Annotated in this window: 17 protein-coding genes; 6 read left to right on the top strand and 11 right to left on the bottom strand. The window is 67.8% G+C overall.

The window, feature by feature from the left end:
• Nucleotides 1–4 precede the first annotated feature (4 nt).
• From IEV67_RS13230 to IEV67_RS13210, 5 genes are all read left to right on the top strand, one after another.
• Entirely contained in the window at nucleotides 5–940 is a 936-nt protein-coding gene (locus IEV67_RS13230) for a 4-(cytidine 5'-diphospho)-2-C-methyl-D-erythritol kinase (protein WP_188437045.1), read from the top strand.
• A 95-nt stretch (nucleotides 941–1,035) separates the two neighbouring features.
• A complete protein-coding gene (locus IEV67_RS13225; protein ID WP_188437044.1) occupies nucleotides 1,036–2,049 on the top strand; it encodes a LacI family DNA-binding transcriptional regulator in 1,014 nt (337 codons plus the stop codon).
• A gap of 150 nt (nucleotides 2,050–2,199) precedes the next feature.
• A complete protein-coding gene (mmsA, locus tag IEV67_RS13220) occupies nucleotides 2,200–3,750 on the top strand; it encodes a multiple monosaccharide ABC transporter ATP-binding protein (RefSeq protein WP_306441000.1) in 1,551 nt (516 codons plus the stop codon).
• Nucleotides 3,747–5,069 (top strand): multiple monosaccharide ABC transporter permease, encoded by a 1,323-nt coding sequence (mmsB, locus tag IEV67_RS13215; protein WP_188437043.1) that lies wholly within the window; start codon nucleotides 3,747–3,749, stop codon nucleotides 5,067–5,069. Before mmsA ends, mmsB begins: the two co-directional genes overlap by 4 nt.
• Nucleotides 5,070–5,099: 30 nt before the next feature.
• Nucleotides 5,100–6,218 (top strand): substrate-binding domain-containing protein, encoded by a 1,119-nt coding sequence (locus IEV67_RS13210; protein ID WP_188437042.1) that lies wholly within the window; start codon nucleotides 5,100–5,102, stop codon nucleotides 6,216–6,218.
• A gap of 61 nt (nucleotides 6,219–6,279) precedes the next feature.
• Here IEV67_RS13210 and IEV67_RS13205 read toward each other — a convergent pair whose 3' ends face one another.
• Complete coding sequence (locus IEV67_RS13205) at nucleotides 6,280–6,771, bottom strand: nucleoside deaminase (RefSeq protein ID WP_188437041.1); 492 nt, start codon at nucleotides 6,769–6,771, stop codon at nucleotides 6,280–6,282.
• Between the two features lie 46 nt (nucleotides 6,772–6,817).
• Here IEV67_RS13205 and IEV67_RS13200 point away from each other — a divergent pair, with 46 nt between their 5' ends.
• On the top strand, nucleotides 6,818–8,620 hold the full coding sequence (locus tag IEV67_RS13200; protein WP_188437040.1) for an ABC-F family ATP-binding cassette domain-containing protein: 1,803 nt from the start codon (nucleotides 6,818–6,820) through the stop codon (nucleotides 8,618–8,620).
• Between the two features lie 18 nt (nucleotides 8,621–8,638).
• Here IEV67_RS13200 and IEV67_RS13195 read toward each other — a convergent pair whose 3' ends face one another.
• The 10 genes from IEV67_RS13195 to IEV67_RS13150 all read right to left on the bottom strand — a co-directional run bounded on the left by IEV67_RS13195 (nucleotide 8,639) and on the right by IEV67_RS13150 (nucleotide 23,268).
• Entirely contained in the window at nucleotides 8,639–10,261 is a 1,623-nt protein-coding gene (locus IEV67_RS13195; protein ID WP_188437039.1) for a PucR family transcriptional regulator, read from the bottom strand.
• 16 nt (nucleotides 10,262–10,277) lie between these two features.
• The gene (gene menC / locus IEV67_RS13190) at nucleotides 10,278–11,384 is read right to left on the bottom strand and encodes an o-succinylbenzoate synthase (protein WP_188437252.1); all 1,107 of its coding nucleotides are present in this window, start codon (nucleotides 11,382–11,384) and stop codon (nucleotides 10,278–10,280) included.
• Nucleotides 11,384–12,187, bottom strand: a complete 804-nt coding sequence (locus tag IEV67_RS13185) for a GNAT family N-acetyltransferase (protein WP_188437038.1) — start codon at nucleotides 12,185–12,187, stop codon at nucleotides 11,384–11,386. Before IEV67_RS13185 ends, menC begins: the two co-directional genes overlap by 1 nt.
• On the bottom strand, nucleotides 12,175–13,317 hold the full coding sequence (locus IEV67_RS13180; protein ID WP_188437037.1) for a M20 family metallopeptidase: 1,143 nt from the start codon (nucleotides 13,315–13,317) through the stop codon (nucleotides 12,175–12,177). Before IEV67_RS13180 ends, IEV67_RS13185 begins: the two co-directional genes overlap by 13 nt.
• The gene (locus tag IEV67_RS13175) at nucleotides 13,317–16,676 is read right to left on the bottom strand and encodes a serine hydrolase (RefSeq protein WP_188437036.1); all 3,360 of its coding nucleotides are present in this window, start codon (nucleotides 16,674–16,676) and stop codon (nucleotides 13,317–13,319) included. The genes IEV67_RS13180 and IEV67_RS13175 overlap by 1 nt, the downstream gene beginning before the upstream one ends.
• Before the next feature lie 32 nt (nucleotides 16,677–16,708).
• Nucleotides 16,709–17,458 carry an ABC transporter ATP-binding protein gene (locus IEV67_RS13170; RefSeq protein ID WP_188437035.1) on the bottom strand — a complete coding sequence of 250 codons (750 nt, stop codon included), beginning with the start codon at nucleotides 17,456–17,458 and terminating at the stop codon, nucleotides 16,709–16,711.
• On the bottom strand, nucleotides 17,455–19,200 hold the full coding sequence (locus tag IEV67_RS13165) for a dipeptide/oligopeptide/nickel ABC transporter permease/ATP-binding protein (RefSeq protein ID WP_188437034.1): 1,746 nt from the start codon (nucleotides 19,198–19,200) through the stop codon (nucleotides 17,455–17,457). Before IEV67_RS13165 ends, IEV67_RS13170 begins: the two co-directional genes overlap by 4 nt.
• Nucleotides 19,200–20,204, bottom strand: coding sequence for an ABC transporter permease (locus IEV67_RS13160; RefSeq protein WP_229703110.1), 1,005 nt, complete (start codon nucleotides 20,202–20,204; stop codon nucleotides 19,200–19,202). The genes IEV67_RS13165 and IEV67_RS13160 overlap by 1 nt, the downstream gene beginning before the upstream one ends.
• Before the next feature lie 11 nt (nucleotides 20,205–20,215).
• Nucleotides 20,216–21,802: an ABC transporter substrate-binding protein gene (locus IEV67_RS13155; protein ID WP_188437032.1), complete on the bottom strand. Its 1,587-nt coding sequence runs from the start codon at nucleotides 21,800–21,802 to the stop codon at nucleotides 20,216–20,218.
• Between the two features lie 80 nt (nucleotides 21,803–21,882).
• Nucleotides 21,883–23,268: a serine hydrolase domain-containing protein gene (locus IEV67_RS13150; RefSeq protein ID WP_188437031.1), complete on the bottom strand. Its 1,386-nt coding sequence runs from the start codon at nucleotides 23,266–23,268 to the stop codon at nucleotides 21,883–21,885.
• Nucleotides 23,269–23,282: the final 14 nt, after the last annotated feature.

Raw genomic sequence — 23,282 nt, 5'->3', positions numbered from 1 at the left:
CCGCATGAGCCTCGCCGCATTCCCGGAAGCGGTGCATGTGCGCGCCCCGGGGAAGATCAACGTCTACCTGGGCGTCGGCGGGCGCCATGATGACGGCTATCACGCACTCGCGACGGTGTTCCAGGCGGTATCGCTCTATGAGGATGTCATCGCCCGTGACGCAGACGACTTCACGCTGAGCGTGTTCGGCGTCGCGGACCCGAGCACCGTGCCGGTCGATGACCGCAACCTCGCGATGCGAGCCGCGAAGATGCTCGCGTCGGCGACCGGATACACCGGCGGGGTGCACCTCGAGCTGCGTAAGAACGTACCGGTCGCGGGTGGAATGGGTGGCGGATCAGCGGATGCCGCGGCCGCCCTCGTCGCGTGCGATGCACTGTGGGGCACCGGGCTCTCGCCGCAGCGCCTGCACGAACTCGCCGCCCGCCTCGGCGCCGACGTGCCGTTCGCGCTGCACGGCGGCACCGCGGTCGGCACAGGGCGAGGGGATCAGCTCAACCCCGCGCTCGCGCGGGGACGCTTCGACTGGGTGCTCGTGCCCAGCGACGAGGGGCTGTCGACGCCCGAGATCTACGCCCGCCTCGACACGCATCGCGCAGAGAACGGCGCGCTGGCCGATGACCCGCCGCTGTCATTGGACGTGCCCATCCCGGTTCTGCAGGCGCTGCGCGCGGGAGATCCCAACTCGCTCGCCGCGTGCATGTTCAACGACCTCGAGGTGCCGGCACTGCTGGAACGTCCCGCGCTCGACGACATCATCAGCGAAGGACTGCACGCCGGCGCGCTGAGCGGCATCGTCTCGGGCTCAGGGCCGACGGTGGCATTCTTGTGCGAGACACCGGAGAGCGCGCGGTACGTGCAGGGCGAACTCATGGACGCCGGACGCACCGCTCTGCACGTGCATGGGCCAGTGCCGGGCGCACGGATCATCTCCGCCTGAGCTCCCGTCTGCGCCTGCCTGGATGCGCCGCGTGTGCGCTGGGGACATAATGGACTGAGTTATGTGACCGTGCACACGCGAAGGAGGGCGTCGCAATGGCAGCCTCCGGCGAGCGTGCACGAGTCCCCAGCATCCGCGATGTCGCGCGCCTGGCCGGCGTCTCGCATCAGACCGTCTCCCGAGTGCTGAATGATCACCCCAGCATCCGTCCCGAGACGAAGAAGCGCGTGCAGGACGCGATCCAGGTGCTCGACTACAAGCCGAACCTCGCTGCGCGGGCACTCGTCACGAGTCGCTCGCGCACCATCGGAGTGCTGTCGGCCACGATCGGCGAGTTCGGGCCGACATCGTCGATCGCGAGCATCGAGGATGCGGCGAGGGCAGAGGGGTACTCGGTCACGACGGTGAACCTCCCAGCCACCACGCCGGAGGCGATCGGGGATGCGATCCGGCAGCTCGGGCGGGAGCAGGTCAGCGGCATCGTGGTGCTCGCCCCGCAGGTGCGCGTGTTCAACGTGCTGCGCGGCATGGCTGTCGGCGTGCCGTTCGTCAGTCTGCAGACCGCGTCGGGCTCCGACGGCATCTCGCACTCGGCCGACCAGGTGGCCGGTGCGCGCGCTGTCACAGAGCATCTGATCTCCCTGGGGCACAGCGACATCCTGCATCTGGCAGGACCGCAGGACTGGATCGAGGCCGAGTCACGCATGCGCGGGTACCTCGACGCCCTGCGTGAGGCGGATCTGCCGACCTTCCCGCCGATCCGCGGCGACTGGACGGCGGACTTCGGCTACTTCGCGGGCACCGAACTCGTGCGCCGCCGAGATTTCACCGCCGTGTTCGCCGCGAACGACCTGATGGCGATCGGCCTGATGCACGGATTCAGGGATGCCGGGATCGAGGTGCCCCGCCAGGTCAGCGTCGTGGGCTTCGATGACATCCCCGTCGCCGCTCATGTCTGGCCACCGCTCACGACCGTGCACCAGGATTTTCCGTCACTGGGACAGCGTGCCGTGCACATCCTTCTCGCGCAGATCCGCGGCGAAGCGATCCCGGAATTCGGCCCCGTCGCGCCGCAACTCCGACTGCGGTCCTCCAGCGCGTCGCGCTGACATCGCGCCGATCGCGTCTCGATAACGCAACGAGAGAAGACCTCCACTTGACACCGGAGATCAACAGGCGCAATATTGTGTCTCATGTGAACGGTCACATTGAGAATGACCGTCAAGTATCGAGGAAGATCCGTGAGCAGCACAGCAACGATGCCAGCAGTGTCGGGGCCGATCCTGGAGATGCGAAACATCACCAAGGAGTTCCCCGGTGTGAAAGCACTCTCCGACGTCTCGATCACCGTGCGCGCGGGCGAGATCCACGCGATCTGCGGTGAGAACGGCGCCGGCAAGTCGACTCTGATGAAGGTGCTCTCCGGGGTCTACCCCTACGGCACGTACGACGGCGACATCCTGCTGTACGGCGAAGAGCAGCGCTACAAGGACATCGTGGCCAGCGAGCAGGCCGGCATCGCCATCATCCACCAGGAGCTCGCGCTGATCCCCGAGCTCTCGATCACCGAGAACATCTTCCTCGGCAACGAGATCGCGAGCGGCGGCGTCATCGACTGGAGCGCGGCGAAGACCCGTGCCACTGAGCTGCTCGCCCGCGTGGGCCTCAACGAGGATCCCGATATCGCGATCAAGCACCTCGGTGTCGGCAAGCAGCAGCTGATCGAGATCGCCAAGGCGCTGAACAAGGATGTGCGCCTGCTCATCCTCGACGAGCCCACGGCGGCGCTGAACGAGAACGACTCGCAGCACCTGCTCGATCTGATCCTCGGCCTCAAGGCCAAGGGCATCGCGTCGATCATGATCAGCCACAAGCTCAACGAGATCGAGCAGATCGCCGACGAGATCACGATCATCCGCGACGGCCGCACCGTCGAGACCCTCGACATCACCAAGGGCGAGATCAACGAGGACCGCATCATCCGGGGCATGGTCGGTCGTTCCCTCGAGAGCCGGTACCCCGACCGCACGCCGGAGATCGGCGAGGTCTTCTTCGAGGTCAAGGACTGGTGGGTGCAGCATCCCACCGTCGCCGAGCGCATGGTCGTCAAGGGATCCGGACTCACCGTCCGTCGCGGCGAAGTCGTCGGCATCGCCGGTCTCATGGGCGCCGGACGCACCGAGTTCGCCCGCAGCATCTTCGGCCGCTCGTACGGCAACTTCCTCGGCGGCCAGATGTTCAAGGACGGCGAGGAGATCGAACTGCGCGACGTGTCCAGTGCCATCCGCCACGGCCTCGCCTACGTCAGCGAAGACCGCAAGACCCTGGGGCTGAACCTGCTCGACACGATCAAGCGCGCGATCGTCTCCGCCAAGCTGTCGAAGATCGCAGGCCGGGGAGTGGTCGACGGCCGCGAGGAGTTCGCGGTGGCCGAGCGGTACCGCAAGGCCCTGCGCATCAAGACCCCCTCGGTCGAAGAGGGCGTCGGCAAGCTCTCCGGCGGAAACCAGCAGAAGGTCGTGCTCGCCAAGTGGATGTTCACCGACCCCGACCTGCTGATCCTCGATGAGCCCACCCGTGGCATCGACGTCGGCGCGAAGTACGAGATCTACTCGATCATCAACGAGCTCGCGGCATCCGGAAAGGGCGTCATCGTCATCTCCAGCGAGCTGCCAGAGCTGATGGGCATCTCCGATCGCATCTACACGATCTTCGAGGGGCGCGTCACCGACTGCATCCCCGCTGACCAGGCAACTCCGGAGGCGCTCATGCGCAGCATGACCTCCACGAACCAGAAAGCGACCGCATGAGCAGCACCAGCACCACCCCCGAGGTCAAGGATCAGGGGTTCCACTTCCGCGACATCCGAAAGATGTTCGGTGGTGCGCAGTCGTCGCTGCGCCAGTTCGGCATCTTCGGCAGCCTGATCGTCATCGTCCTCTTCTTCGAGGTCATGACGCTGGTGCGCAACGGCCCGAACGGCGCGACGCTGACACCCGGCAACCTGATCAACGTCATCAACCAGTACTCCTTCATCCTGATCCTCGCGATCGGGATGGTGATGGTGATCATCATGGGTCACATCGACCTGTCGGTCGGATCGGTCGCAGCCTTCGTCGGCATCATCGTCGCGAAATCGATGGCGGAGTGGAACCTTCCCTGGCCGCTGGCCATCGTCCTCGGCCTGGTCGTCGGTGCCCTGGTCGGGGCATGGCAAGGGTTCTGGGTTGCATACATCGGGGTGCCGGCGTTCATCGTGACGCTGGCCGGCATGCTGTTCTTCCGTGGCGCCAACCAGTGGATCGGCGACTCGCAGTCCATCCCGGTGCCCAAGGAGTTCGTCTACATCGGTGCGGGGTACCTGCCCGAGGTCTCGCTTCCGCTGCCGTTCAACGTGCCGACCATGATCCTCGCCCTCGCCGGCGTCGCGTGGCTGATCTTCTGGGAGATCCGCACCCGCCGCGTTCAGCACAAGATGGGCTCTGACACCGCACCCCTGTGGGTGAGTGTGACCAAGGTCGTGCTGCTGTCGGTCGTCGTCCTCGTAGCCGGCTGGATGTTCGCCACCGGTCGTCCTGGTACGAGCTTCCCGGTGTCGGGAATCATCCTGCTCGCACTGGTCATCATCTACTCCTTCGTCACGCGCAACACGGTCTTCGGCCGGCACATCTACGCGGTCGGCGGCAACCGGCAGGCCGCCAGCCTGTCGGGTGTGAAGGACCGCTGGGTCGACTTCTTCGTGATGATGAACATGTCCACGCTCGCCGCTCTCGCCGGCATGATCTTCGTCGCACGATCGCAGGCCTCCGGCCCCGGTGACGGAAACGGCTGGGAACTCGACGCCATCGCCAGTGTGTTCATCGGCGGCGCCGCCGTCGCCGGCGGCATCGGCACGGTGATCGGGTCGATCATCGGTGGTCTCGTGATGGCGTTCCTCAACAACGGTCTGCAGCTGCTCGGCCAGGGCGCCGACGTGGTCGCGATGATCAAGGGCCTCGTGCTCCTCGTCGCCGTCGGCATCGACGTCTGGAACAAGCAACAGGGCCGCCCGTCGCTGATCGGCTTCATGATGCGCCGGCGCAACCGTCCGGACGGCCCCAACCTCACCGACTATCCAAAACCCAAGTAATCCACACCAAGAAACAGAGAAAGAGATCGCATGAAGAGAATGGCATTTGCGGCCACAGCGCTTGTCGCCGCAACAGCTCTCGCCCTCACCGGTTGCTCATCCGACCGTGGCGGCGACACCGGCGGCGGTACCGACGAGGAAGTCACCGGATTCGACGCAGGCTCGACGATCGGCGTCGCGCTGCCGGACAAGACCAGTGAGAACTGGGTGCTGGCCGGTCAGCTGTTCACCGACGGACTGGAAGAGGCCGGCTACAAGGCCGACGTGCAGTACGCGCCGGCCAGCAACACCGTCGCCGAGCAGCAGAACCAGATCACGTCGATGGTCACCAACGGCGCCAAGGTCATCATCATCGGCGCGAAGGACGGCAAGCAGCTGGCCACGCAGGTACAGGCGGCCAAGGATGCCGGCGCCTACGTGATCGCGTACGACCGCCTCATCGAGAACACCGATGCGCTCGACTACTACGTCGCGTTCGACAACTTCAAGGTCGGCAACCTCCAGGGCCAGGCCCTGCTCGACGGGCTCGCAGAGCGCGCCGGTCACGAGGCGCCGTACAACGTCGAGCTGTTCTCCGGCTCGCCGGACGACGCCAACTCGGCCGTCTTCTTCGACGGCGCGATGGAGGTCCTGCAGCCGGCGATCGATGACGGCACGCTGAACGTCGTCTCGGGTCAGACCGAGATCGCTCAGACCGCCACCGAGGGCTGGCTCGCGGAGAACGCGCAGAACCGCATGGACACGCTGCTCACCGGCTCGTACGGCGGCGACGTGGTGCTCGACGGCGTGCTGTCGCCGAACGACACCCTGGCACGCGCCATCCTCACCTCTGCACAGCAGGCCGGTAAGGGCGTGCCGGTCGTCACCGGTCAGGACTCCGAGGTCGAGTCCGTGAAGTCGATCATGGAGGGCATCCAGTACTCCACGATCAACAAGGACACCACGCTGCTCGTGGAGCAGGCCATCAAGATGGTCGGACAGCTGCAGAAGGGCGAAGAGGCCGAGGTCAACGACACCGAGTCCTATGACAACGGCTCGAAGGTCGTCCCGTCGTACCTGCTCGACCCGGTCATCGTCACGAAGGAGAACGCTGCCGAGGCATACGCCAACGTGCCGAGCCTCCTGGAGATCGTGGAGTCGTACAAGTAACGACTCCCTTTGGGGACGCGCGAGCCGTCCGGACCTCAGGGTCCGGGCGGCTCGTTCCGTGTCAGCCGCGCCCTCGGCGAAGGTGCAGTGCGCGAAGTTCGTCCGTGAACGCGGCGACGGGCCCCGCGACGGGGACACCGGGGGCGATGGCCGTGATGGGCAGCGCCGCCACGGGGGAGGGCGCGGCGCCGCGCTCTGCACTCCACTGCACGAGCTGCGCCGAACTCGCCGCATAGACGATGCGGCCCAGCCCCATCCACGCGTGCGCCGCCGCGCACATCGGGCAGTGCTCGCCCGAGGTGTACACCGTGCTCGATGCGCGCTCCTCGGCGGTGAGATTCGTCGCCGACCAGCGGGCGATCTCGAACTCCGGATGCCGCGTCTGATCCCCGTCCTTGACACGGTTGCGGTCTTCGAAGCGGACAGCGCCCTCGGCATCGACGAGGACGGATCCGAACGGCTCGTCTCCGTCGTCGAGCGCCTCGCGGGCGAGATCGACGCAGCGGCGAAGATGTGCGGACTCGGCGGCAGTGGGCTCATGGAAGGTCGTCATGGCACCGAGGTTAGCAATCAGCCGACTGCCGTAGCCTTGGAGTGACATGGCACATCTTCTCGGGGCCGAGGGCCTCCATCTGGAATACCCGACCAAGGTCGTCTTCGACTCCATCACCCTCGGCATCGAGGAGGGGGATCGGATCGGCATCGTCGGTCGCAACGGCGACGGCAAATCCTCCTTGCTGGCGATGCTCGCCGGTCGCAAGGAGCCGGATGCCGGACGCGTGACGATGCGCGCCGGCACCACCGTCGGCGTGCTGGATCAGGCCGACACCCTCGACGACTCGCTCACGATCGCACAGTCGGTCGTCGGCGACATGCCGGAGTACGAGTGGGCGGGCGACGCCCGCGTGCGCGACGTCATCCAGGGACTGCTCGCAGATCTGGACTGGAACGCGCAGGTGCTGGGTCTCAGCGGTGGCCAGCGGCGTCGTGTCGCGCTCGCCACACTGCTCGTCAAGGACTGGGACATCGTCGCGCTGGATGAGCCGACCAACCACCTCGACGTCGAGGCGATCACCTGGCTCGCCGGGCACCTGAAGAAGCGTTGGGCCGTGAACTCCGGCGCGTTCCTCGTCGTCACGCACGACCGTTGGTTCCTCGACGAGGTCTGCACCGAGACCTGGGAGGTGCACGACCGCATCGTCGAGCCCTTCGAGGGCGGTTACGCCGCGTACATCCTGCAGCGCGTGGAGCGCGATCGCATGTCGGCGGTGACAGAGGCGAAGCGGCAGAACCTCGCGCGCAAGGAGCTCGCGTGGCTGCGCCGCGGTGCGCCGGCGCGTACGGCGAAGCCGAAGTTCCGCATCGATGCCGCGAACGAACTGATCGAGGATGTGCCGGAGATCCGCGACAAGGTGTCGCTGCAGTCCCTCGCCGTCTCCCGCCTCGGCAAGGACGTCGTCGACCTGCTGGATGCCGGCGTGACGTACCCCGCGACGGACACCGGCGCAGCCCGCGAGGTACTGCACGACGTGGAATGGCGCATCGCACCGGGCGAGCGCACCGGGATCCTCGGCGTGAACGGTGCAGGCAAGTCGACGCTGCTCGGGCTCGTCGCGGGAACGATCGAGCCGACCAGCGGACGGGTGAAGCGCGGCACGACGGTCAAGGTCAAGACCCTCACTCAGCGGATCGACGAGCTGGCCGCGGTGTGGAACGATCCGGTCAGAAAGGTCATCGAGAGCCTGCGCACCGAGTACACCTTCGGTACCGGGTCCAAGTCGCAGTCGCTCACACCCGGCCAGCTCCTCGAGCGCCTCGGCTTCTCATCCGCTCAGCTCTCGACGCCGGTGAAGGATCTCTCCGGTGGTCAGCAGCGACGGCTCCAGCTGCTGCTCGTGCTGCTCGAACAGCCCAACGTGCTGATCCTCGACGAGCCGACCAACGACATGGACACCGACATGCTCGCGGCCATCGAGGACCTGCTGGACTCCTGGCCAGGCACTCTGCTCGTGGTCAGCCACGACCGGTACTTCCTCGAGCGCGTCACCGACCAGCAGTTCGCCGTCATGGGAGGCAGACTCCGACACCTTCCGGGTGGTGTGGACGAGTATCTGCGGCTGCGGGCGGCAGAGCAGAATGGGGCACCATCGGCGAAGGCGACGACGTCATCGTCCGGCCTGGACGGCGCTGCTCTCCGCGCAGCGCAGAAGGAGGTCGCAGCTCTCGAGCGCAAGATCCAGAAGCTCACCCAGCAGATCGACAAGGCCAAGCACGCGCTGGTGGAGCACGATCAGTCCGACTACGAAGGACTCGCTCAGAAGATGAAGCGGATCAGCGCGCTGGAGTCCGAGGTCGAAGATAACGAGACGCGCTGGCTGGAGGTCAGCGACCAGGTCAACTGAGTCGCCCGGCAGCAGTGATCAGTGCGGAAGCGTGCGCAGTTCGAGCATGGTCGCGAAGCGCGCCTCCGGGTCGTCGAGGTCGATGCCGCTGACCTCCACGGCGCGGCGCAGCCGATAGCGGAACGTGTTCGGGTGCACGAAGCACGCCGCTGCGGCGGTCTTCACCTCGCCGAAGCTGTCCAGCCAGGCCGAGAGCGTCTCGATCAGATGCGCGTCATTGCGTGCGTCGTACTCGACAAGGCGTTCGAGCGTCCCCGAGATGACGTCGCCGCGAGACGCGCGCATGTCACGCAGCTCCAGCAGGAGCGATTCCGTCTCGACCTCGGAGAGACGGGCGATCGTGCGGTGGCCCGGCCGTTCCGCGAGAACACGCAGCACCCGTCGCGCCTGCGTGCGCGAGCGGGCGATGTCGGCGACCGACTCCGCCGGCTGACCGATCCCGATCAGCGCCGGCAGTCGAGAACCGACGCGCTGCAGGAAATCCTCGGCGAGGCGTGCCGAGCGCTCCTCGGCCGACACGTCGGCGACGGGAAGGATGCCGTAGACGGTGTCTCCGACGAGCGCCACCGCCGCACCGCGCTGCACGGCGGAAAGATGCAGAGCAAGGGCATCGGTGAGGCGCTCGCGGTCGGCGATGAGGTCTTGATCGCTTCGGGTCTCGCCTCCCGGGCCCCTGGCGAGTGCGGCTGCGGCGACGCAGACGCGCTGACCCGCCAGGCCGAGGCGGCTCAGCGCGTCACGCGCCTCTGCACCGCCGTCGACCGCCCTGCTCACGAGCTCTGCCCGCAGCCGACGCTCGGCATCCGCTCCTGCACGCACCCGCAGCAGATGCAGCGCGACGAGTTTCGCGGCATCCCGCAGCGTCGACGTGCGCTCGGGTGTGAGCGGCCCGTCCATCGCCGCCCAGATCGAGCCCAGCACCTCATCGCCGGCGCGCACCGCGATGGCGATGCGCTGCGTCGTCACACCCTGACCGAGATCCATCGGGTCGATCACGACGGGGACGTCGTCGCGATACAGATCTCGGAACACGCCCATCTCGGTGAGTACGCGCGCATATCGATCAGGCACCTGGCGGCCGATGATCGTCTCGACCCGCGACTCGTCGGCAGACTCCTGTCCGCCGGAGAACGCGAGCACGCGCGACGAGCGGTCCTCGATCGTGACGGGAGCGCCCAAGAGGGCGGCGATCGCATTCGCGACGGCGAAAAGGTCGCCGGCCGAGACACCGCCGAGCGACTCGGACGGCGTGCGCCCGATGTCGTCCTCCGAGAGCACGGAGCGCAGAAGGGCAGCCAACTGCGTCCAGGTCGCTCCACGCGCAAGACTGAGGATCGCGACACCGGCGTCGTCCGCTTCGCCGAGGACGGCGTCCGGAAGTTCGATCGACGCGCGCACCACCACGGCGACGGCGCCGCGCCCACCGGCATCCGACATCAGTGACGCCAGGGCACCAGGGTCCTGGACTCCGACCGCGAGGACGATCGCATCCGGCGGATAGACCGGTTCGTCGATCGGGTCGTGGATCACGACGCCGCCGACCTGCTGATCCACGTCGATCGCGCCATGCGCGACGTCGAGGAGAGTCACACCGAGGTCGTCGTAGACGCGGCCCCAGCTCGACCGGGTCAGCGAGCTCATAACCGTGAGCATAACCTCACATCGGCACCCACTGGGTCCAGGTCGTGAGCTCGTCGAGCACCTCCGGAATCGGCGTGACACCGAGGCCGGGGCCCTGCGGCACGGCCAGGTGGCCGTCCTTCATCACGAACGGCTCGGTGATGTCGGTGCGGTAGAAGCGATCGCTGGCGGACACATCTCCCGGAAGCGTGAAACCGGGCAGCGCAGCCAGGGCGATGTTGGCTGCGCGACCGATCCCCGACTCCACCATCCCGCCGCACCACACCGGCACCCCGTGCGCCATCGCGACGTCGTGGATGCGGCGGGCCTCGAGATATCCGCCGACCCTGCCCGGTTTGATGTTCACGATGCTGGTCGCTCCGAGGCCGATCGCCGCGGCGGTCGTCTGCGCCGACGTGATCGACTCGTCCAGGCAGATGGGGGTGCTGAGGATTCGGGCGAGTTCGGCGTGCCCGAGGATGTCCTCCTCCTCCAGCGGCTGTTCGATCAGCAGCAGCCCGAATTCGTCGAGCCGTGCGAGGTGCTGCGCATCGCGGAGCGTGTACGCCGTGTTCGCATCCACCTGCAGCTGCACGCCATCGCCGATGCGTTCGCGCACCGCGCGCACGACGTCGATGTCCCAGCCGGGCTCGATCTTCAACTTGATGCGCACATAGCCCTCGTCGAGGTACTCGTCGACGGCATCGAGCAGCCGGGGGATCTCATCCATGATGCCCACAGACACCCCGCACGGCACGGTGTCGTGCACCGCACCCAGTTCACGGGCGAACGAGCGGCCCTGTGCACGAAGCTCGGCATCGAGCACCGCCATCTCGACCGCGGCCTTGGCCATGCGGTGCCCCTTGAACTTCGCAAGCGTCTCGCCGATCATGTGCGCTCCGCTGAGTCGCGCGCCGGCCAGAGCGGGTGCGATGAAGCGCCGGATGACGTCGACGGCGCCTTCGGTGTACTCGGGGGAGTAGACCGGGTCGGGAAGGGTGACGCATTCGCCCCACCCCTCGCCGTCCGCTGTGACGGCCCTGATCAGCAGGATGTCCTTCGCGGTCTGCGTTCCGAACGACGTGCGAAACGGCGAGACGAGCGGCATCGCCACCCGACGCAGCTCCAGTCCTTCGAGTCTCATCATGAGTCCCTTCCCGGGCGCACGAGGTAGCCCTCGGCGCGATCGAATCCGATGATGCGGCCACCGGCATCCAGCAGTTCCGTCAGTTGATCCCGCACGCGGTGTCGCCACTGCTGCGCGGCGGCCATGTCCTCGCGTCTGATCTGCTCGATGTCGGTCGGCACCGCGACCCAGACGTCTCCCGGCTCCCGCACGGCGACCGCAGAGGCACCCGCGGCGCAGGCGACGGCTACCTCGCTGCGCAGCCGCCAGCTCACCAGCAGCCTGTCCGTCTCATCGTCGGTGTTGATGCCGTCGGCGATCTCACCGTAGAAGTTCGCGAGGTACTCCGCCGGCTCTGCACCGAGCTTGCTGAGGTTGAAGTACGCGTTGCGTGCGACGAGCGGATCGAAGGTCCACTCGATCGTATCGATGCCGCGGGAGAGGGCCCACGCCCGCTGATGCTGTTTCAGCGCGAAGCCGACCGAACGGCCCGCGTGTGCGGGCGAGATGCCGGCGATGTGGCTGTGCAGTGCGTGTCGATCGGGGTCGGCGTGGAAGGCGATGGCCAGGCCGATGAGTTCGTCCTCGATGAAGGCGCCTGCGATGTAGTTGCCGGCTTTGCTCATCGCCCGAAGCAGCTCGGGCGGCACTGGCGGGTTCTCCGGCGAACGCTTCCAGATCTCGGAGAGGAGTCGGATCGACTCCGCCTGCTCGCCCATACCGGTCAGCTCGCGCAGGCTCACACCCGCATGGGATGCTGCCCGTTCGGCGTCCAGGACCGCTGCCGCTGCCACCGCATCGTCTCGCGTCAGTTGTGCCATGGCTCTTCCGTTCTCGATATCGCGGCGACCAGTTCGGTCAGAAGGCGTGTGCGCGGAACGATCTCGTCCACGAGGACGTGCTCGTCATCGGCATGGGCGCCGCCGCCGACCGCGCCGAGTCCGTCCAGGGTCGGCACGCCCATTCCCGCGGTGAAGTTGCCATCGCTCGCGCCGCCCACGGCGACGTGCGTCAACGGTTCGTGGCCCAGACGATCTGCGAGCCGTGCCGCGAGTGCGAACACCCCCGCCGACATCCCAGGCTCCAGCGGCGGGCGGTTGACGCCGCCACGCACCTCGATCGATGCGCCGGGTGTGACGCACACGTACCCGCGGAGTGCGACGTCCACGCGTTCGAGTTCATCCGCGGTGCGCGCCCTGACGTCGATCCACAGCCGCGCGGCGGCGGGGACCGTGTTCGTCGTCGTACCGGATGAGGCCACGGTCGGCGTGACGCTCGTTCCGGCGGCGGCATCGGTCAGAGCGGCAGCCGTGATGGTGACATGCGCGAGCTCCACACTGGCGTTCACGCCCTTCTCCGGCTCGAGCCCTGCATGTGCGGCACGCCCCGAGACGACCATCTCGTACAGCGAGACACCCTTGCGTTCGGTCTTGAGAGCGCCACCGTCCGCTGACGCCTCCAGGACGAGGGCGGCACTCGCACCGCGCGCGGTCTCCTCGATGAGAGCGCGCGATCGGGGCGAACCCAGCTCCTCATCCCCGGTGACCAGGATGGTGACGCCGTCGCGATCGTCCAGGCCCGCGACAGCGTGCAGCGCCATGGCGAGTCCGGTCTTCATGTCGAAGCTGCCGGGGCCGGTGAGCACGCCGGCGCGCACATCGTAGGGCAGCCGCCGGAGCGTGCCGATCGGCCAGACGGTGTCGTGGTGCGCGAGCAGAAGCACCCGCGTCGATGCACCGAACCTCCACCGCACATGCACGACACCGTCGACCTCGATGCGCTCCGGGGCCGCGCCCAGCAGCCGCGTGCCGAGCTCGGCGACCAGGTCGGCCGAGCGCGCGACGGCGGCGTGGTCACCGGACGGCGACTCGCACTCGACGAGACGGCGGATCGTGTCGATGATCGCGGCCTGGGTGACCGCGCTGTCGCGCACAGTGGACGGTGTGCTCATCAGCCGGCCGCCACCTTCGGGGTCGCCCTGGCGCCGAAGTGCACGTACTCCTCACCGGTGGGCAGCGCGTAGAAGGTCACCGTGACCCACGTCTGCGTGCCCGGCTGGCGCAGCGCGAACTCGTTCTCACTGAGAGCGGTCAGGGTGTACTCGTCCACCGGATCGGGCTCGAGTTCGGCCAGCGGCCCAAGGACGGTCGTGCGCATCATCGGGTCGCCGTCATCACCGACGTACACTTCGGTGCGCACCGAGGCGCGCTCATAGGTGCCGATGTACGGGGTGATGTCGACGTCGACGGGTTCTGCCGGTGGCTGGACGGGCTCCTGCATCCGAACCCCCGACAGCTCTGCGAAGATCTCCCGGTAGAGGTCGCCGTAGAGGTCGCGGGTGTGGCCCCCGTTCGTCAGCAGCGTGACCGCGACTCCCGACTCCGGGTGCACGCGCAGGAACGCGGCCTGTCCGATCGTGTTGCCGTCGTGGCCGTACAGGCGTTCGCCGTTCCAGTCGAACCGGATCCAGCCGAGCCCCCATGAATCGCCGAGCACGTGCTTGTCCGGCACCTCGGCGTGGAAGGCCTGCATGTCGGCCACCGCCTCGGCGTCGAGCAGGCGCACGCCATCGCCGGCGACGCCACCGGCGAGGTGCAGCCTGGCGAAGCCCAGCACATCCTGTGCGCGTGCGGCGATGAGACCGGCGGGACCCAGCGAGCGCGGCAGGCTCCACACCGGCGCGAGGATCTGCTCGTCACCGGCATCCACGTGACCTACGGCTGCGGAATGCAGGATCGCCTCCTCCGGCAGCGTCACGGTGTGCGTGAGCCCGAGCGGGGTGAACAGCAGATCGCGCATGGCCGCATCCCAGGTCTTGCCCGTGGCCTGCTCGATGATGCGCCCGAGCAGCGAGAAGCCGGCATTGCAGTACGACCAAGTGGCGCCGAGGGGATGGTTCTGGCCGACCTCCGCGAGCAGACCGACGTACTTCTCGAGGCAGTCGTCGCCCCGCCCGGTGTCGGTGAACACGTCGCCGTCGAGACCGCTGGTGTGCGTGAGCAGATGCCGCACGGTGATGCCGGCAGTCAGCTCGTCGTTCGCGAGGCGCAGGCCGGAGATGATGTCCTTCGCGAGCGTGTCGAGAGTGAAGTGTCCGTCTTCGATGAGACGCATGACCACTGTCGCGGTCCAGACCTTCGAGATCGATCCGATCTGGAAGAGGGAATCCGGCAGCGTCTTCGCGGACGCGGACGGCAGGTTCTGGTTGAGGGTTCCCGTCGCGAGGGTGACGACGTCGTCTTCGCCCTCGGGGTCGAATCGCAGGATGCCGAGCTGCGCACCCGGGACGCCGTGCAGGGCGCTGAGGGCGTCGAGGCGGCGCTGCCAGTGCGCGGCGTCGATGCGCGCAGGACGTGGTCCTTCGGCGCTGCCAGCGTACTGCTGCACCCATTCGACGACGCGCCGCGCGTAGTCGACGCGGTGGCTGGGCACGCCCATCAGCGGGAAGATGTGGCTGCCGCCCGGATACACGACCAGGCGCGTCGGCACATCGCGTTCGCGCAGTGCCGCGTACCACTGCTGCGCCTGACCGAGGGGGCAGCGCAGGTCCTTCTCGCCGTGGAGCACGAGCGTCGGCGTGGTGACATTCTCCACGGCGGTGTAGGGCGACATCGCCGCGAGGCTCTCGCGGTCGGCCGAACTCCACGGCATCCTGCCGATCTCGTAGACGTTGAGCAGGTGCGCGTCGTCGCTGGAGCCGCCCATGCTCACGAGGTCGGAGACGATGCCGCCCGCTGCTGCCGCGGCGAAGCGGTCGTCGTGAGCGGTGAGGTAGGCGGTCATGAAGCCGCCGTAGCTGTAGCCGGTGATGGCCAGCCGCTTGGGATCGGCGGTGCCGTCGGCGACGAGCTCGCCGATGGGCTCGAGGAAGTCCTTCGCGTCGGCGACGCCCCAGGCCTCGTTCACGCCCTTCCAGAACGCCTCGCCGTAGCCGTCGCTGCCCCGCGGGTTGATCATGACGATCGTCCAGCCCTTGGCGGCGAGCTCCTGATGGAAGACGTGCATCTCGTCCATCGCGCCGTTCCAGGCGTTGTGCGGGCCTCCGTGCACATCCACCAGGAGCGGCGTCGGTCCGCTCACCGAAGGGTCGCGCACGATCCAGCCCTGCACCGTGGTGCCGTCGCTGATGGTGAACTCGCGACTCTCCCGCACGAACAGGTCGACGCCCTCCGGCGCGGAGCCGTGCGACGTGATGACGTCGCCCTTCCCGGTCGAAGGATCCACGCGCACGATCTCGCCGAAAGACGTCGGCGTCGCAAGCGCGACGGCGACGGCGCCACCCGCGACCGAGAGGCCGCTGACGACCTCGTCGGTGCCCCCGAACACATGGCGGGGGTCGCCCCCGGTCGGCGGGACCGCATACAGATGCGTCGCGCCGCGGTCGCGGACGGCGAAGAGGATGTCGCCGGACTCGGTGATCTGCGGCAGGGCGCCAGGGTATGCCGGAGCCCCCGGCATCACGTTGCGGTCGAGGGATGCTGCGAGATCCGTCGTCTTTCCGGATGCGAACTCCACGGTGAACAGACCGGCGTGCCCGACCGGCTCGCCACTCCAGCCGACGATGATCAGCGACGCGCCGTCCGGCGTGTACGACACCGTCGCCGCGTACCCATCGGTGAACGCGAGTACGCGCGGTGCGGCGGCCGGATCGGCCGGATCGATGGCGTGCACCGCGGAGCGGGCCTCCAGATCGGTCGCTCCGGACGGACGTGCCGTGTAGGCGAGCGTCCTGCCATCCGGCGACCATGCCGGGCTTCCGACATGCACGTCGCCGTCGGTGAGCGGTCGGACGCGATCGTCCGCGAGATCGAGCACGTGCAGCTGCTGGCGCACTCCGCGCACGAGCCACGCGCCGTCGATCAGGTAGTCGATGGCGTCCGTGACGATGGGCGCGCCTTCGCGCGCCGCGCGCTGCTCATCGGTCTCGGTCTCCCCGGATTCCCTGGCGACCGGCGCCGCGAAGGCGATCTTCGTGCCATCAGGACTCCAGACAGCGGTGCCGGCGCCGAGCGGGATGCGGGTTCGCTGCCGCGGCTCTCCGCCGGCGAGCGGCAGCGTCCACAGCTGTCCGTCGCGGAGGAAGGCGAGTTCGTCGCCACCGGGGGAGAACACCGGGGCGGCGTCGCTCGTGCCGTGCGTGAGGGCGCGGGTGGCGCCGTCCTCGGCGAGCCAGATCGCGCTCGTCGCCCGATCCGCGTCGACGTCGACGCCTCCGAGGACATACGCCAGCCGCGCGCCGTCGGGGGAGAGGGCGGGCTGGCTCGGGACGGTGAGAGCGAGGACGTCGTCGATGCGCATTCTGCGGGTCACGCTGTGCTCCTTCGTTGCGGGGTGGATCTTCATCACGGGGTGAATCGGATAGGACGGGGGATCGCGGCCAGAAGTTCGCGGGTGTACGGATCCTGCGGGTCGCCGAGCACGTCGGCGGATGCGCCCTCTTCGACGACGCGTCCGTCGTGCATCACCGCGACGCGGGAGGCGACATAGCGCACGACGGCGAGGTTGTGCGAGATGAACAGCAATGAGAGGCCGAGCTCGGCCTGCAGTTCGCGGATGAGGTTGAGTATCGTGCCCTGGATCAGCACGTCCAGCGCCGAGGTGATCTCGTCGGCGATGAGCACCCGCGGTTTGCCCGCGAGCGCCCGTGCGATCGCGACGCGCTGGCGCTGCCCGCCGGAGAACCGGGCGGGGAAGACATCCGCCTTGTCGGGGTCGAGGTGGACGAGTTCGAGCAGCCGCGCGACCTCGGCTGCACGCGCTCGCCGCGTCATCCCCGAGGGCATGATCTCGGCGATGCTCGCACCTATCGTCATCCGCGGGTCGAGCGAGGAATACGGATCCTGGAAGACCATCTGCAGCGGGCGCTGGCCGCGCCGGGGGACCGGCTCACCGTCGACGAGGATCCTGCCCGAGTGCAGCGGAACCAGGCCGACGGCAGCGCGTGCGAGAGTCGACTTGCCCGAACCCGATTCGCCGACGACGCCGAGCACCTCGCCGTCCGGCACTGTGAGCGACACATCGTCGACTGCGGTCATGGCGGTCCGGCCGTGACCATAGCGCACCGACACGTTCTCGAAACGGAGTTCGCTCATCGCGTCGTCACCTCGTCCTCGATGCCCGCCAGGGGGCGGTCCAGATCGGTGCCCATGTGCGGTACGGCCGCGAGCAGCGCCCGGGTGTACGGATGCCGCGCCGAGGAGAGTTCGGATGCGCGAAGCTCTTCGACGATCTCGCCCGCATTCATCACGAGCACGCGATCGCAGAGCTCCGCGACCACGGAGATGTCGTGGCTGATGAACAGGATCGACGCGCCGTCGCTGTCGCGGATCTCGCGCAGCAGCTCGAGAACCTGACTCTGAACGGTGACATCGAGGGCGGTGGTCGGCTCGTCGGCGATGATCAGACGCGGCGAGATCATGAGCCCCATCCCGATCATCGCCCGCTGCCGCATTCCACCGGAGAACTCGTAGGGGTACTGGCGCACTCTCCGTGCCGGTTGGCTGATCCGCACCGCGGCGAGACGATCGGCGGCGAGTCGACGTGCTTCACGTCGGCTGAGCCCCGCGTGCTCCGTGGCCACCTCAGCTAGCTGATCGCCCATCCGCATCGTGGGATTGAAAGACGACATCGGGTCCTGGAACACCATCGCGAGCGACGTGCCGAGCAGGCGGCGCAGCTTCTCCTTGCGCGCGGTCCGCAGGTCGATGCCGAGGAAGCGCAGGACGGATGCTTCGACCAGAGCCGGCTCGGCGACGAGCTGTGCGACGGCGAGCGCGGTCATCGACTTACCGGAGCCGGACGCTCCCACGATGCCGACGATCTCACCCTCGCGTACCGAGAACGACACTCCGCGCACCGCGTGGACGGGGCCGGCGGCCCCGGGGAAGGTCACGCGCAGGTCCTGCACCTCGAGCACGTTCTCGTCGTGCTCAGCGGGGGTGGGAGCGGTCGGCGCGGCGACGGGGCGCAGCCGCCGCGAAGAGCGTCGACGTGCAAGGGAGATGAGGATGGCGTCATCGGAGATCCCGAGCGTGCGCGCCGCGGATTCGCCGAGGAGGTTGAAGGCGAGACCCGCGATCACGACGGCCGCACCTGGCGCGAGTGCGGCGAGCGGGTTGAGGTAGATCCCGCGTATTCCGTCCATCATGAGCCGGCCCCAGTCGTACTCGGGCGGCTGAACTCCCAAACCGAGGAACGACAGACCCGCGAACGCCAGCAGTGCGCCACCGGCCCCGATCGTCGCGTTCACGATGAGAGGCTCGCCGATGTTGGGGAGCACGTGCCGCAGCAGCACGCGGAACCTGTCGACGCCGCCGACTCGTGCGGCGGCGACGAAGTCACGCGCCTCGATGCCGGCGATGAGGTTCTGGCACAGGCGTGCGAATGCCGGTGCACCGGCCAGGCCGATGGCGAACACTGCTGCGGTCGAACTGCTGCCGAAGATCGCGGCGAAGAAGAGCGCCAGCAGGAGTCCGGGGAAGGCGACGGCGATGCCGGTGAACCAGATGACCGGTCGACCGAGCAGGCGTCCGAGCAGCAGAGGCGCGACGCCGAGGATGAGCCCCGCTCCGACCGCCACCGCTGTGGCCAGCACGGCCAGCACGATCGAGAGCCGCGTCGCGACGAGCGTGCGCAGCAGCAGGTCTCGGCCCAGATTGTCTGTACCGATCAGGTGCTCGGCTGAGGGGCCGGCCAGCAGGTCGCCGGTGTTGGTGACCGATGCCTGCACACCCCAGATCAGCGGAGCGAAGACGGCGGTGAGCACCACGAATGCGAACAGCGTGATCGCCGTCGCGCCGAGTGGGCTGCGCAGCATGAGGCGGAGAGCGCGCATCATCCCTCCGCGACCGTAGATTGCGGGTTGAGCATCGCGAGTGCCGCGTCGACGATCGTGTTCACCAGCAGCACGCCGATGCCGTAGACGAGCACTGTGCCCTGCACCAATGGGTAGTCCTTCGTCTGGATCGAGCCGACGATCGTACTGCCGAGTCCTGGCCACGCGAACACCGTCTCGACGAGCACGGTTCCGGCGACGAGACTGCTGAGGATCAGTCCGCCCAGTGTGAGCGTCGCGGTGAGCGCGTTGGGCAGCACGTGACGGATGTTGATCTTCCAGGTGCGCAGCCGCTTGGACTGCGCTGTGCGGACGAAGTCGGTCTCGAGCACCGCGAGCACCTCCAGCCGGACGATGCGTGCGAGCACCGCGGCCGGCCCGAGAGCCAGGGCGAGCACCGGAAGGATGTAGGAGCCGGCACCTTCCCGTCCTGCGACCGGCAGCCATCCGAGCTGCACCCCGAACACGGCGACGAGGGCGACGCCGAGCAGGAACTCCGGGATGGACCCCAGCAGCACGCTCGTCGAGCTGAAGCCGAGTTCGAGGCCCCGTGCGCGTCCGCGCTGGGTCGCGATGGCGACGGCGACGCCGATCGGGATCGAGATGAGCACCGCCACGATGAACGCGAGGACGGCGAGTGCGGCCGTGGCGGGGAGTCGCTGCGCGATCGTGTCGGCCACCGGAAGCTGCGACCCGATCGACACCCCCAGATCACCGGTCAGCACGCCCTGCAGATAATGCAGGTACTGCTCCCACAGCGGGTCGTTGAGGCCGAGCGATTCCCGACGTGCGTCCACGATCGCCGCCGATGCGGTCGGCCCCAGCGCTGCGCGTACCGGGTCGCCGGGGACGAGATGGATCATCAGGAAGGATGCCGTGACCAGCACCCAGAGCGAGACGAGCAGCCGCCCGCCGCGGCGGAGGATGAAACGCGGCCAGCGGCTGTCGCTGATGCGCGTGGCGTCCTCCGCCACGAGGGTGGTCACGGTGGTGGCTGTGCTCACGTCTGTTCGCCTCAGCCGAGCATGCGGATGCTCGTCGGTGCGATCTGACCTGTCCATTCGAACTCCGCGCCGCTGCCGAACATGTAGACGGTGCCTTCTGCGAACGGCACCATGTCTGCGGCCTCGATGAGTGCGGATTCGGCTTCCTGCCACGTCGGGCAGCCTTCCGTTCCCGGCAGCTGCATCGCCTCGGCGATGGCGGCCTCGTAGTCGGAGTTCTGGATGCCGGAGAAGTTGACGCCCTCCGGCGGGACGATCCCACTGAGGAAGCCGATCAACTGATCCGGGCTGTTGACGCTGACCGGGACCCAGCTGACATCCCACGCACCGGTGCTGAAGATCGCATCGAGGATGGAGGGCTCGTCCTGCTCTCTGCCGTCGACATCCACACCGATCTGCTCCCACGCCGCGATCGCGAGTTCCGCGGCCGCCGTGCCCGCTGCGCCCAGACCGTTCTGGTAGAGGAAGACGATGCTCAGGGGAGTGCCGTCCTTGACCCGCACGCCGTCCGCGCCGAGCTTCCATCCGGCAGCATCCAGCGCTGCGTTCGCGGCATCCACGTCGAAGTCGGGAAGGACGTCGGAGACCGAATCGAAGGTGCACCCTCTGGGATCCACGGTCGCGAGCGCGCTTGCAGGTCCCCCCTTGCCCGTGGTGATGACGTTCGCCAACTCGTCGAGATCGAGGGCCTGCGTCAGCGCCATGCGAACCGCCGGATCACTGGTCGGATGGCCTTCGGCATGGTTGTACCACTGCTCGCCGACGACCGCGCTGGACTCCAGGGCGAACAGGTCGGCTCCGAGTGCGCGCTCCGCATCCGGACCGAGGAGCTGTGCGGCGTTGCCCTCTCCGGAGAGCATGAGATTCGTCGCGGTCGTCCCATCCGCGACGATGCGGATGTTCACCACCGCGGGGATGCCCGTCTCGTCGACTGTTGCGCCGTCCGGTCCCCACGCGTACTCCTCGCGGAGCTCGAACGTGTAGTGGTCGTTCGGCACGGCCTCGGTGAGGACGTACGGCCCTGTGCCGTTGGATGCCGCCGCGAGCGTGGAGCGGTCGGCGAGACCGGCATCGCACACCATGGGGAGATTGGCGAGACCCAGCAGGAGGAACGGGGCGGGCGCACTGAGGGTCAACGTGATGGTGTTCCCCTCTGCGACGGTGGTGACGCCCACGGGGAAGAACGCTCCGAGGAATGCGCTCTGGTTCGCGGGATCCGAGATCCAGTTGAGGTTGTCCGCCGCGGTCTGCGCGGTGAATTCGGTGCCGTCGCTGCAGAGGATCCCGTCGTTCAGCGTCAGCGTCGCGGTCAACCCGTCCTGGGTCCAGTCCGAGGCCAGTTGACTCTGCGGCTTGCCTTCGGCGTCGACGGCGACGAGGGTGTCGTAGGCGAAGACGGACACGTCGAACAACGCGCTGCCGGCGGACATCTGCGGATCGAGGTTGCCGGGGTCCGCGTTCAGGATCTGCGTGAAGGTGCCGCCTTCGACCGGCTCTCCTGTCGGCGTCCCGCCGCCGTCGGACGAGCATCCGGCGAGGGCGAGTGCGAGAGCGCTTACGGCGGTGACGGCCGCTGCGACAGTGCGTTTCCGTGTCATTTCGTTTCCTCCTGGGCGATGAATGTTCCGGTCTGGCCTGCGGTGCGTGTGGTGCGTCGTGCGGGTGCGGGCTGCAGTGGTCAGGACGTGCGTGCGAGCGCGCGCCCGAATTGGACGTAGGCGTGTCGTCCGTCGGCATCCGGAGAGACGAATGTGTACACGATGTGCATGCCGTTCTTCTCCTCGCGCATGATGAGTGAGTCCTCGCCGAACGAGATCAGCTCATCCTGGGACGGCTGCTCGCCCATCTCGAGCAGCAGACCCTTGGGCCGCTGCTCGAGCCAGACCCGGCCGCTGTCGTCTTGGGACAGTTCCATGTCGAAGATCGAGTTGGAGTACGTGCCGACATACCCGGTGGCATCCACGGGACGCGGGTCCGCCGACGGGACGGGCGCCGCAGGCAGACCCTCGCCGGTGAGCTCGCGCAGAAGGGGATCGACGATGTCGTGGAGAAGTCCAGGGCCATCGCCGCCGTTGGTGAGCAGGACGACGGCCACCCGGGCGTCCTGTGCGATGCGGAGGTAGGAGGCCTGCCCGATCGTGTTGCCGTCATGGCCGTACAGCCGCACGTCGTCATCGCGGTCGATCTCCCACCCAAGGCCCCATGCGGCGCCGAGGCCCGTGATGACCGGAAGGTGGACGGTGGTCGCCCGCATCGCCTCCACCGCAGACGACGAGAGCACGGCAGTGCCGTCCGGCGCTGTGCCGCCCGTGAGGTGCATCCGTGCGAATCCGGCGAGATCGCGTGCTGTCATCGCCAGCATCGAGCCGGCCGGCTCGTTCGAGCGCGCCATCGCCCACATCGGGGCAGGCGTCGCGACGCCATCCTCTCCCGGTCCCATGTGGCCCACCGCCACGCGATGCAGGATGGCCTCGTACGGACTCGGCGATACGCGCTGCAAGCCGAGCGGCGCAGCGATGTGCGCCACGAGGGCCTGTTCCCAGGTCTTCCCGCGCAGACGTTCGACGAGGAGGCCGAGCACGATGTATCCGGCGTTGTTGTACGAGAACATGAATCCGGGCGGGAAGGTCTGCGGCATCTCGGCGAGCAGGTCGACGAACTTCTCGATCGCATCGTCGCCACGTCCGGTGTCCGTGAAGATGTCGCCCTCGAACCCGGCTTGGTGGGTGAGCAGTTGGCGCACCGTGATGGATCCGGTGGCCGAATCATCGCCGAGGCGGAACTCCGGCAGGTAGGTGCGGATGGGTTCGTCCAGCTCGACCAGCCCCTCATCGATGAGCTGCATGACAAGCGTCGCCGTCCACACCTTGGTGATCGACCCGATCTGGAAGACCGATTCCGTGGTCGCCTCCACACCCGTCGCGGTACTGAGAACCCCGACCGCGTGATCGACGATCTCGCCGTCGATGACGACCGCGACCGCGGCCGCCGGAACTCCGCGGGCTGCTGCCCGGTGCGCCAGTTCGGACTTCAGGAATTCAGCGACTTCTTCACGGCTCTCCATGGCCTCACCCTATG

Source organism: Microbacterium murale (genome assembly GCF_014635185.1).
Lineage (GTDB): Bacteria > Actinomycetota > Actinomycetes > Actinomycetales > Microbacteriaceae > Microbacterium > Microbacterium murale.
This window is presented reverse-complemented; position numbering and strand designations above follow the sequence as displayed.